The following is a 12,910-nucleotide window of genomic DNA, read 5'->3' on the forward strand; positions in this document are numbered from 1 at the left end:
AAAAAATTTGTGACTTTTCTATGAATATTTTGTGGTTGACAATCTTGAAGTTATGAAATATATTTGAAACATCAAATTCGTTAGGAGATTTCATTATGAACAAATCATACTCTCTCAACATCGCGAATATTCGTTGGCAAAGCCGATAACTCAGATTGGTCCGATATGGATACAGTCTGAAAGGATTGTATCCATGTCGGCTTATTAAACTATGATAATTTTAGAGCCCACATGGAATTTTGTAAAAAAAAGACCATGTGGGTATTTTGTTTTTTTAGGCAATCCCACAAACACTGGGGTTGCCTTTTTAATTTGGGGGAATTTAACGATGAAACATACGAGAAGACTTTACGCAACACTAGTTGCCTTGGCAGCATTTTTAATCTTTGCATTCTTTTATACCGGTCATGCTGATGCCCGTAAGCAGAATGCCATTCCAAAAGTTGGAGTTCTACAATTGATGTCACATCCAGCTTTGGATCAAATCAATAAGGGAATCGATGACACCTTGAAAAAACACGGTTATATTGACGGTAAGAACGTCAAAATCGAATTTCAAAATGCTCAAGGTGATCAAAGTAATCTAAGAACCATTAGTAAACAATTTGTACAGGATAACGTTGACGTAGCTGTTGGTATCGCTACTCCTTCAGTCCAATCTTTGAAGAATGCTACCAACAAGATTCCAATCGTTATGGGGGCTGTTACTGATCCAGAAGGTGCGGGAATTATTTCTAACAATAAGAAACCAGGTGGCAATATTACCGGTGTATCTGATCAAGCACCTCTGAAAGCTCAATTGCAGTTGATGAAAAAAGTAGTTCCAGATTTAAATACTATCGGTATTATCTATACTTCCAGTGATGCTTCAGCCACTAGCCAAATGAAAAAAATGAAACAGTTGGCTAAACAAAATGGTATGAAAGTTGAAGTTTCCAGCATCAATTCAGTTAACGATTTACAACAAGTCGCAACTGCCTTAACACAAAAAGTTCAAACCATTTACGTACCTACTGATAATACTGTTGCCAGCGGTATGAAATTATTGTCATCGATTGCCGCTAAGGAGAACATCGCCATTTTCCCAGCTGCAACCACCATGGTTAAAGATGGCGGATTAGCTACAGTTGGTTTAAGCCAATATGAATTAGGACAAAAGACTGGTGAACATGTCGTTAGAATTTTACAGGGTAAGGAAAAGACCGCTACAACTCCAGTTACCTTTATGCAAAAGGGACATCTAATGTTAAACGAAAAAATGGCCAAGAAATTAAACATCCAATTTCCTGACTCATTAGTTAAAGAAGCTCAAAAGAAAGTACAAATAATCAAATGAATCTAATCGTATCTACTATAAGTCAGGGCTTCATCTGGTCAATAATGGCTATTGGTCTTTTCATCACATTCCGAATTCTCGATTTTCCTGATATGACCGTTGAAGGAAGTTTCCCACTCGGAGCTGTTACAGCTATTAGCTTGATTCAGGCTGGACACTCAACACTCTTTGCCTTACTAATGGCATTCATCTTCGGATGTTTAGCTGGATTTGCAACGGCCTTTCTTTATGCCAAGCTGAATGTTCCTATTCTTTTAGCCGGTATTTTGACAATGACTGCCCTCTATTCCATCAATTTAAGAATTTTGGGAAAAGCTAACATGTCCTTAACTAAATCAAGAAACATTTTCACTGAATTTGGCTTGAATAAACTGCCAACTAATTTCAATGGTATCATCTTGGGAATTATCATTATTGCATTGATTATTTTCCTACTAATCATTTTTCTCAATACTGAAAAGGGTCAAGCTGTTATCGCCACGGGTGACAATGAAACCATGGCCGCTTCACTTGGTATCAACACTACTGTCATGAAATTCATCGGTTTGATGGTTTCTAACGGAATCGTTGCTTTAACAGGTGGATTGATTGCACAACAAAACGGATTTGCTGACGTTAATATGGGTATCGGCGTTATCGTTATCGGACTTTCAGCCATTATTATCGGTGAAGTTATTTACCCTGATGTTCCACTAAGTATCCGTCTTATTACCATCGTTATTGGTAGTATCGTCTACCGTTTAATTTTAATGATTGTTCTTCAATTAGGTTTCAATACCAACGATTTGAAATTGATCTCAGCTATTATTTTGGCATTATGCCTTGCTCTACCAACAATTCGTGAACAGTTCCTAAAGACTATGAGAAATGGGGTTAAAACAAAATGAAACCATTACTAGAAATAAAAGATGCCGTCAAAACTATTTATAACGACGACGAAAATTTAAACATTCTTAACCACATCAATTTAACAATCAACCCTAAAGATTTCTTAGTCGTTTTGGGAACAAATGGTGCTGGTAAATCAACCTTACTTGATGCCATCACTGGTACCAACGAATTAAGCTCTGGAAAAATTTTATTGAATGGTAAGGATATTACCGACGAAAACTTAGCTAAACGCAGTCGTAATATTAGCCGTGTTTATCAAGATCCTAAATCTGGTACAGCTCCCAGAATGACTGTAGCCGAAAACTTGTTATTGGCTAAACGTCGGGGTTTACCTAGAAGGTTGCATTTACGTCATCTTAAGGAGAATATGGATGAATTCCAAAAATTAATTTCCAACTTACCTACTTTGGATAATCGTCTCAATACTTTCACTGAAAAGCTATCTGGTGGTCAAAGACAGACTTTGAGTTTCTTGATGGCAATTATCCAAAAGCCTGAATTACTGCTCTTAGATGAACACACAGCTGCCTTGGATCCTCAAACTAGCAAAGATTTGATGGAACTAACTAATAAAGTCATTCTGGAAAAAGAATTAACTTGCATGATGATTACCCATGACTTATCTGACGCTATGAAATATGGAAATCGTTTAATTGTTTTGAAAAAGGGTGAAATAATCCTCGATTTAAATCAAGCTGAAAAAGATAAGATCAAAGAGAAAGATTTACTTCAATATTTCTAAAGAAAAAGGACAATCCATTACGGATTGTCCTTTTTAAGTACTATTTAACTAGATAATTTCGCTAACTTTGATCCATTGGTTAGTAGCAACACGGTACATTTTTACACCGTTTTGAGTCTTCATCAAATCAGTTGCCCATGGTGTGTTAGGTCCTAATTTAAGATTTACAATAGCTTTACCGTTATCATCATAGATTTGAGCATAGCCAGCATTCTTAGTTGTTACGGCTCTAACATCAGATTTTTGAGCTGTTGTATCGGCTGATGAACTGTTGTTATCTTTATCATTTGTTGTAGTTGAACCTTCAACAAGGATATCTGATAACTTCAACCATTCAGTTGTAGAAACTTGATAATAAGTTATTCCGTTGAGAATCATCTTATTATTTGTTTGCCACCTTGAGTCCTTAGTCAATGAACGGCTCAATACCTTACCGTCTTTGTCATATAAGTGAGCTAAAGGAACAGTAACTTTTACGATTCCCTTAATAGGAATGATTCCATCGGCAGCACTCTTTGTAACAGTAACAAATTGGGTATTACCTTCGTTTTGTAAAGTTAAGTCCTTGCTTGATGTTGTGTAGCCTTCTGGCAATTGAGCATCAGTTAGTGAAACTTTAATTCCGGCCTTGTCACCAAAAATTTCAGTTCTACCAACTTCAGTTTCATCAGCTGTCTTGAAGATAACTGTATTAGAAACTTTCTTCGTTACGGGTACGTTATATTCTTTTCCTTCAACTAAATTAATAGTTTGTTCTGCATCGTTATTCCATGTGCAGCCTGCAGGTAGGTTAGTCAATTTATAATCATTGCCGTTTCCACCGTTAACTGTTTCTGAGTTAACTAATTTACCGTTTTGATCAACGTAATTAACTTTAACTGAGATCATCTTAGTAACTGTGACTGACTTGCTGTCTCCATCGTTACCAAAAGTAGCCTTACTGCTGTCAGAACTTGTGAAACCATCTGGAGCAACAGTGATCTTTTGACCCTTTGTTCCTTGATATGCTTTTGCTGGACTAACGGTATTACCGTCAGCGTCAAGAAATGTCACGTAATTTGTAACTGTTTGATCTGCCTGTGTTGTTGCTTGAGTAGCAGCGTTAACTGTTACAGGAGTAACAATTGTTCCTAGCACCATGCCAGAAACTAAAATTCCACTAAGTAATAATGATGTACTCTTCTTCAAAATAATCCCTCCATATTGTCCAATACTAAACACTTTAAATCTTAGATTAGTCAAACATATGTTTCAAGCTATATTACGCAATTTTATCAAAACGTTTACAGTATTGTTTCTTCCTATTAGATTAAGTAAATATAAATACATCAAAGAATAGCCATTAATTTAAAGATCTACTTAATATTCTTCTTGTTGGTCACTTTTAACTCTTTAATGCATATCAAATGTCAAAAAAGATTATATTCATATATGAATTTTAACCAAAAAATTATCCTATGTTCGAATAATCGCCTTTAAAAGTAGTATTATGGCTATATATTAATAAATTTATTTTTGAGGGTGAATTAAATATGTTTAAAAAGGGAAATAACATATTTAGTCTATTAGTCATAATCTTATCTATTTTTATGACTAGTACATCTAATATTGTTAACGCCGACAGTACGTCTCTCGGGACTTCAACTCCACAGACTACTGCTACTACAAGTAAAGATTCAGGTACTACAGGCACTGAAAATACTAATGGCACTATAGATGCTGAAGGTATTACAAATGCTGCACCTACAAGTACTGAAGGTACTACAGATACTAAAAGCACAGATTCAAGTACTTCTAAAATCGATGATTCAACCAAACAGTCCAGCACAACTGATTGGGGCAATCAACTGATTACTGAAGTTCAATTACAAGATTCTACTGGTCAACCATTGACTGAATTTCACCAAAACGATAACATGCGAGCTTACTGGGAATTTTCTACTGCAAAAAACGGTAAAAACAATGTTATTAACAAGGGTGACACAATGGAGGTTTCTGTTCCTAAGGAAATTGCTCTAAGTAATAATGATTCAGCAAATGTTTACCAAAAGGGAACTTCCACTATTTTAGGAACAGCTGCTCTATCCAAGGACAGTCGTACTATTACTGTCACTTTCAACGATACCGCTGCCAGTTTATCTAAGAATAGTGAGGTCACCGGTTCATTCTGGGTAAATGTCAACTGGGATGTCAACAACACGACTGTGGGCAAAGATATCAATCTAGATTGGACTAATCAAGGATCTGCACAAAATAATCCTGGTTCAACTGGCACAGCTAATATCAAACCATCCGTTCCTGACGCTACTGAAGAATTATATAAGTACGGTGGTTTCATAGATAAGACAATCCAGTGGACCGTCAGAATAAACTATGCTGGCGATACAATTGATAATGCTGTCTATAAAGATTTTATCGGACCAAATCAAACTCTTCTAGAAGATGCTGATCATCCAGTTAAAATCTATTCAGCCACGGCAAATCACGATACTGGTGAAATAACCGCAGATTCAAACAATTTAATGGCTGGAAAACAAATAACTAAAACAAGTGATGGTTTTACAGTCGATCTTGGAACTATCACGCATACCGTCATGATTGTTTACTACACAAGTGTCGATAACTACGATAACCTTTCAAATTACTATGGTAATACTGGTGATTTGTATTCAAACAAAACTGAAATTCAAAATGTTCCTGTAAATATTTCTACCAATAAACTCGGTAGTGACGCTGGAGCCGGTTCTGCAATTACTTCAATTACGGGCCACAAGATTTGGAGTGTTCCGGATGGGACAAAAATTCCTAGCCAAGTCACAATTAATCTTTTAGACAATAATGATACAGTTGTTAGACACCAGAATGTTTCCAAAGATAATGACTGGTTCTATGAATTCAATAACTTGCCTAAGTACGATAGCAACGGAACGGAAATTAAATACACGGTTTCCGAAGATACTGTGAAAGGCTTTACTGGTCTTCCAACTGGTAACCACGATATTACTAATATTTTGACGCCAGATACTTCAAAAATTAAAATCACAAAGATCTGGCATGATGGTAATGATAAATACAACATGCGTCCAGAGAGCATTGCCGTCGGAATCTTTGCAGGTAGCAATAATGAACAAAAGGAGCTTGCTGACAAACAAAGTAATACAGCTGTTTTAAAGGCCAACGACGGGGCTGACAACTGGTCTCATACTTGGACTGGCTTCACCAATCCTGATGATATCTGGTATGTTTCTGAACTAGAACCAAGTCAATCTAGTACAGATACTCCTTACATTATTGGCGATACACAAAATGTCTTTGGTAATGAGTATAATAAAACTATAACCAATACCTTAGCCACTAACTTCACTGTTAAAAAAGTTTGGGACGATAATAACAATGCCAAAAAGGCTCGTCCTGATAGTATTAAAGTTCAACTTTACGCTAATGATAAAGTTTCTGGTGATCCAGTTACATTAAGTGCCGACAAAGATTGGACATATAAATTCTCTAGACTTCCTAAATTCGATGACAACGATAATGAAATTAAGTATACTGCTAAGGAAACCAATGTTCCTGAAGGCTACTCAACTTCTAAACCTTCAATTGAAAATAACAATACGATCGATCAAACTGAAACTATCACCAATACTTATAAATCAACCACACCAGAAACAACTCAAGTAAATGTCAATAAGGTATGGAAAGATAATAAGTCAACTCACAACCCTATCACTGTTCACTTACTAGCGGACGATAAAGATACTGGTAAGACCGTTAAATTGAGTGATGATAATAATTGGAGTGGCAGTTTTACTAATTTAGACAAACAAGCTAATGGTAAAGATATTACTTATAAAGTTAAAGAAGATACACCGACTGGATATACTTCAAAAATTTCTAATCCAGACGGTACAAATAATTTCACAATCACTAACACACCGACTCAGACAACTCCAACTACACGTTCATTTACAGTTAAAAAAGTTTGGGCCGACGGTAAAGCTAACCATAACGCTGTTGAAGTTTATCTAACTAAAAACGGTACTAAAACTGGTGAACCCATACCACTTAATGAAAAAAATGGCTGGAGTTACACTTGGAACGATTTAGCAATCAACGATGGTGATAAAGCTATTGAATATTCAGCCATTGAAGATCCTGTTCCCGATGGTTATGTCGCTAATACTGATACAACTAACGACGGTGTTCAAATTACAAATACTGCTAAACCAACTACTGATGAAAAAACTAGTTTGACCGTTACAAAGAGCTGGAACGATGAAGATAATAAGGATAAACTTCAACCTTCTAGTGTCACCGTTAAACTTCTAGCTAACGATAAAGATACCGGTAAATCTATTACCTTAGATAAGGGTAATAATTGGACTGATACATTTAAGAATCTAGACAAGAAAGTTAACGACAAAGATGTAATTTATACTGTCCAAGAAAATAAAGTTGCTGACTATGATGCATCTTACGACTATTCCAAAACTTCGAACCTTGTGAAAATAACTAATAAGCACACACCTAAATCAGTAACTCCTTCTGATAACAAACGTACCTTCACTGTTGTTAAGAAATGGGCTGATAACAACAATTCTGGTAATACTCGTCCAAGTGAAATCAAAGTTCAATTAACTGCTAACGGTAAAAATGTTGGCGATCCCGTCACTTTAAATGCCAAAGGCGGTTGGACCAAAACTTGGTCAAATCTTGATAAACAAGAAAACGGCAAAGATATTAAATATTCAGTTAATGAAGTTAACGTCAAGGGTTATACAACTAATGTTACCGATACTAATGATGGTTCTACAATCACTAATACCTTAATTCCTGTAACGCCAGTTGATAGTAAAACTGAATTGACCGTTACAAAATCTTGGAACGATGAAGACAACAAAGATGGAATTCGTCCTGATAGCGTCAAAGTTAGTCTTCTAGCTGATAACAAAGATACCGGCAAAACTATTATTTTAAGTAAAGATAATAAGTGGAGCAATACATTTAAGAATCTAGACAAAAAGATTAACGATAAAGATATACATTATACCGTCAAAGAAAATGATGTTTTTGGATATAAAGTATCCCCTGATCCCATTTACACTGATACAACACACGTAACAATCATTAACAAGCACACGCCTAAGTCAGTAACCCCTTCTGATAACAAACGTACCTTCACCGTTATTAAGAAATGGGCTGACGACAACAATGCCGATAGTACTCGTCCAAGTGAAATCAAGGTTCAATTAACTGCTAATGGTAAAAATGTTGGCGATCCTGTCACTTTAAATGCCAAAGGCGGTTGGACCAAGACTTGGTCAAATCTTGATAAACAACAAAACGGCAAAGATATTAAATATTCAGTCAAAGAAATCAAAGTACCTGGCTACACAACAAAGACTGTTACAAAAGATAATCTTGCTACAATCACTAATACTTTGAATCATGTAACGCCACCAGTTGATAATAAGACTAAGTTGACCGTTACAAAGACTTGGAACGATAAAAATAATCAAGATAAGATTCGTCCTAATCAGGTTAAAATTCAATTACTAGCTGATGGTAAAAACACTGGTGATCCTATTGTCTTGAATGCAGATAATGACTGGTCATATACTTGGGATAACCTTGATAAAAACGTCAAATATTCCGTTAAGGAAACTCCAGTTACGGGTTACACTACCGAAGTTAAACAGATCGATGCTAACAATATTTCCATTACCAACACGCATTCTACTAACACGCCGGTAAATCCTGGTAAGCCAGAGAATCCTGACAAACCAACGACACCGACAAAACCTGAGCAACCTACAGAACCAACTATTCCTAGTCAACCAAGCAATCCTGATACTTCTACTGATACTAATTTGATTCCTTCGGAATCTGATAATAACGAATCTTCTTCAACAGATGCGACACCATTACTTCCAGATAATCCTCTTACACCGGCTAAAGCTAGTGATCCCAATACTTCAAGTAATGATGCAACCAAAGGTTTATTACCACAAACTGGCAATCAAACGACTTGGATACTTAGTTTACTTGGTATAATTGTTTTAATAGTCTTAGGATTATATGGTTTAGTTAAAAAATCATTCTAAACAAAAGGCCTGAAACTCAAAATTTCAGACCTTTTTTATATTGAAATGTTTTTAGTATAACAAATACTATTTTTTGAAGTCAGACTCTTCATTATATTTTTCAAGCAAAGAATTAATCCTGTCCTCAACAACTACATTGTGATTAATTTTAGCAAAAGCCAAAGACTCACTCAATAATCCTTCAATCTCTTTATCTGACTTCTTTTCATCAATAGCTATTTCTGCTGAAAGAAATTTTAATCTAGGTAAATAATAGGTAATATGTTGCTCTGAACAAAGTTTTATTCCCCGTGAAACTAATTCATTACTCTTATCGTAATCTTTAATCTTTATATAAAACTCTGCTGTATAAAAGACAATAGTTAGTACCCGTAAATAAATATTGATACCATTCTTTTGATATGTTTCATCTTTATGTATATTGATATAATTCCAAACCTTCTCAAAGAAGAAACTAGCTTCATCAATCATGTCCAACCTAGAATAAAATACACCTAAACCTATATACGATAAATGTGTATAAATTGTTTGATGTTTTTCATCTAAATCATTTAATATGCGTGCGAAACAATAAAAAGCATTTTCAAGTTTACCATTTGTCAATGCCTCATAAATACCTTGCTGGTAATAATACTGCATCTTTAAAGCATTATTATGAATTTCACCCGCATTAATTTCAGACAACCCTTTGGAAGCTTCCGAATAGTTTTCCATCATTAATTCACTCTCAATTTTATCTAAAAGTGACTTCATATGGGTTGTCGTTGCTATTGAATTCTTGTATAGATCATCAACGGAAAGTCCCAACCTCTCACATAATTTACTTAAAATGGTCAGCGAAGGTATTCGACCATTATTTTCAAATTTACTAAGAGTTGACTGTGTGCAAATATCTTTACACAACTTTACTTGGGATATTTTCAGCGATTTTCTCCGCTCAATAAATATATTAATATCCATAATCTCATCCTATTATTTCTAAATCCTAGAAATGTTTTGTGCGGGATATCAAGGGTTTTGATCACTCCATATCCCGCACATCATAGATTTAAAAATTTCCTTTACTTATACACTGTTTATTATCCAATTTATACCTTAAATTGTAAATACATATCATTATATTTATATTGAATCACATTTAATCAATTTTTATTTTAAATTATGAATAGCACAACTCATATTTTCCCTATCACACTCATATATGGCAAGTGATTTACTCAATGAAAAAATAAATGACAATTTCATCAGACTGCGGTATCATAGAATCCATGTTACAAAAACAACTGTTCACTAATAGTGAACACGTACAGAAGTGAGGGGTTAATATGGCTAAGAAAAATTTAAGCCGTAGTCTATCATCTAGACAAATGCAAATGATCGCCCTAGGTGGAACAATTGGAGTGGGTCTATTCATGGGGTCTGCTTCAACCATCAAATGGACTGGTCCTTCAGTTTTACTTGCCTACGGATTGGCCGGGGTAATTCTTTATATGGTTATGCGTGCATTAGGGGAAATGTTATACGTCGATCCTTCAACCGGTTCTTTCGCTAAATATGCAACAGAATACTTACATCCCGTGGTTGGTTATTTAACTGCTTGGAGTAATGTTTTTCAATACTTAGTAGTTGGTATCAGTGAAGTTATCGCTGTCGGAACTTATTTAGAATTCTGGTTCCCAACTATGCCCAAATGGATTGCCGGCGTAGTTGTTGTCGTTACATTATGCCTTGCTAACCTTTCATCTGTCAAAGCATATGGTGAATTGGAATTCTGGTTTGCTTTAATCAAAGTTTTAACAATTATCATGATGATTATTTTGGGATTCTTCGTTATCGTCTTTGGAGTTGGTAATCATGGTCATCCAGTTGGCATTAGCAATCTCTGGACTCACGGTGGATTCTTCACTGGCGGTTTAAAAGGATTCATCTTTGCTCTATCTATTGTTGTCGCTTCTTATCAAGGAATCGAAGTTATTGGTATCACAGCTGGTGAAGCTGAAAATCCTCAAGAAAATATCGTCAAAGCAATTCGTTCAATCGTTGGACGTATTCTAATTTTCTATATTGGAGCTATCTTTGTTATCGTAGCTATTTATCCTTGGGATAAATTAGGTACAATCGGGTCACCTTTCGTTGAAACATTCTCTAAAGTTGGAATTACTTTTGCAGCTGAAATCATCAATTTCGTTATGTTAACAGCCGCTATGTCAGGTTGTAACTCTGGTATTTTCAGTTCCAGTAGAATGCTTTATACACTAGGATTAGAGAAACATTTACCTAAGTCATTCGTAAAGCTATCTCGTCATAACGTTCCATACATTCCTGTATTAGCCATTTCTATTGGTATCTTAATTGGATTAATTTTGAACTACTCATTGCCCGTTCTATTACATACTTCCGGTGATGTCTTCGTTATCGTTTATAGTTCAAGTGTTCTTCCAGGTATGGTTCCTTGGTTCGTTATCCTCTTTAGTGAATTAAGATTCCGAAAAATTAATAAGGATAAGATGAAGGATCATCCCTTCAAAATGCCGCTTTTCCCTATCAGTAACTACTTAGCAATTATTTCCTTAATAATTATTTTGATATTCATGTTCTTAAACCCTGAGACAACAGTCTCACTGCTTGTAGGAGTTGTTTTCTTGATTGTCATGTCAATCATCTACTTCTTAAAAGAACGCGGTAAAGTACCTGTTAAGGACACTAAACCAGAACCATTTTCAAACTTTGAAGAAAATAAAGATTAACAAAAAACGTGCTAATTCTTAACTGAATTAACACGTTTTTTTGATTAATTACATAAAATCAGTAACATCTTTAACATCATAACGAACTGACTTAGTATAGTCACCTTCTGGCTTACCAATAGCAACGGCTGTAACTGGAATGTATCTTTCACTATCCAAACCGAAGGTTGAAGCAATTTTACCAAAATCATAGCCTGACATTGGGTTAGCTTCATAACCATGAGCACGGGCAACTAGTAGCAATTGCATAGCAGCCATACTGCCGTCGATTGTAGCATCCTTTTCAAGGAAACTTCTGTCAGCATGTTCATACAAAGGTAAGAATGTCTTGAAGACCTTATCACGTTCCTCAGGGCTGATTTGACCATTCTCACAAGCCTTATTCCAAACATCACGGTACTTGTAATGTGATTGTGTATCACCTAAAACAAAGATAATAGCTGAACAACTGTCAGTCTGTGGATAGTTGAAAGGCATCATAACAGAGTGAGCCTTTTTCTTACCCTCTTCATCATCACAAACAACAAAATGCCATGATTGTAAGTTACAAGCTGAAGGAGCAGTAATTGTTTCTTCAAGCATCTCTGAAATTTCTTCACGAGAAATCTTTACATCACTTTGGAACTTTCTATACGAATGACGATCAAACATAATATCTTTAAAATCATTATTAACTAAATTTTTTGTTTCATCCATTAATCTTCATCTCCAAATATTTGTCATACTTAATTCTACCGCCTTAGTTGACCCTTGTAAACACTTTCACAAACGGTATAGATGAAGCTTCATTATCCTAAACTCAACAGTATTCAATGAAAAACAGTATAGATTCCAATCAAACTTTAGTAATAGCCAATATTCCATCCAAATAAATATTGATCCACTATTCAATAATTCAAAAACATAAAAAACAAGAACAACACACCAGTCCGGAGCAACAAGAAAATTGGCTCAGCCATGAGATTTGCCTTAGCAATTTATTGCTTAGGCAAAGGCCAAGATTGAAGACCCATGATTTTGTGCGAAGTACAAAATTATTAGCTTCAAGTCGGCCCATGGCGTTCCAGCCAAATTTTCTTGTTGTGGAGGA

8 protein-coding genes are annotated in these 12,910 nt (G+C 35.3%); 5 read left to right on the forward strand and 3 right to left on the reverse strand.

Annotated elements, in window-relative coordinates; translation table 11 throughout:
- Positions 1–328: 328 nt before the first annotated feature.
- Genes trpX through FC97_RS00550 form a run of 3 tightly spaced genes read left to right on the forward strand, consistent with a single transcriptional unit; the run spans position 329 to position 2,969 of the window.
- Positions 329–1,336, forward strand: a complete 1,008-nt coding sequence (gene trpX, locus FC97_RS00540; RefSeq protein ID WP_054642673.1) for a tryptophan ABC transporter substrate-binding protein — start codon at positions 329–331, stop codon at positions 1,334–1,336.
- Positions 1,333–2,223 (forward strand): ABC transporter permease, encoded by an 891-nt coding sequence (locus FC97_RS00545; protein ID WP_054642674.1) that lies wholly within the window; start codon positions 1,333–1,335, stop codon positions 2,221–2,223. Before trpX ends, FC97_RS00545 begins: the two co-directional genes overlap by 4 nt.
- Positions 2,220–2,969 carry an ABC transporter ATP-binding protein gene (locus tag FC97_RS00550; protein ID WP_025085992.1) on the forward strand — a complete coding sequence of 250 codons (750 nt, stop codon included), beginning with the start codon at positions 2,220–2,222 and terminating at the stop codon, positions 2,967–2,969. The genes FC97_RS00545 and FC97_RS00550 overlap by 4 nt, the downstream gene beginning before the upstream one ends.
- A 48-nt stretch (positions 2,970–3,017) precedes the next feature.
- On the opposite strand, the gene FC97_RS00555 is transcribed toward FC97_RS00550, so the two are convergent.
- Positions 3,018–4,157: an SLAP domain-containing protein gene (locus FC97_RS00555; RefSeq protein WP_054642675.1), complete on the reverse strand. Its 1,140-nt coding sequence runs from the start codon at positions 4,155–4,157 to the stop codon at positions 3,018–3,020.
- A 344-nt stretch (positions 4,158–4,501) separates the two neighbouring features.
- Here FC97_RS00555 and FC97_RS00560 point away from each other — a divergent pair, with 344 nt between their 5' ends.
- Entirely contained in the window at positions 4,502–9,073 is a 4,572-nt protein-coding gene (locus FC97_RS00560; protein WP_056967620.1) for a Cna B-type domain-containing protein, read from the forward strand.
- Positions 9,074–9,139: 66 nt separating this feature from the next.
- On the opposite strand, the gene FC97_RS00565 is transcribed toward FC97_RS00560, so the two are convergent.
- Entirely contained in the window at positions 9,140–10,033 is an 894-nt protein-coding gene (locus FC97_RS00565) for a helix-turn-helix domain-containing protein (protein ID WP_054642678.1), read from the reverse strand.
- Between the two features lie 365 nt (positions 10,034–10,398).
- On the opposite strand from FC97_RS00565, the gene FC97_RS00570 reads away from it, so the two are divergent.
- Positions 10,399–11,820 (forward strand): amino acid permease, encoded by a 1,422-nt coding sequence (locus FC97_RS00570; protein ID WP_054642679.1) that lies wholly within the window; start codon positions 10,399–10,401, stop codon positions 11,818–11,820.
- A 48-nt stretch (positions 11,821–11,868) separates the two neighbouring features.
- Here FC97_RS00570 and FC97_RS00575 read toward each other — a convergent pair whose 3' ends face one another.
- Positions 11,869–12,516, reverse strand: a complete 648-nt coding sequence (locus FC97_RS00575; RefSeq protein ID WP_056967622.1) for a nitroreductase family protein — start codon at positions 12,514–12,516, stop codon at positions 11,869–11,871.
- Between the last annotated feature and the right edge of the window lie 394 nt (positions 12,517–12,910).

This window comes from Companilactobacillus kimchii DSM 13961 = JCM 10707, from assembly GCF_001435445.1.
Taxonomy (GTDB): Bacteria; Bacillota; Bacilli; order Lactobacillales; family Lactobacillaceae; genus Companilactobacillus; species Companilactobacillus kimchii.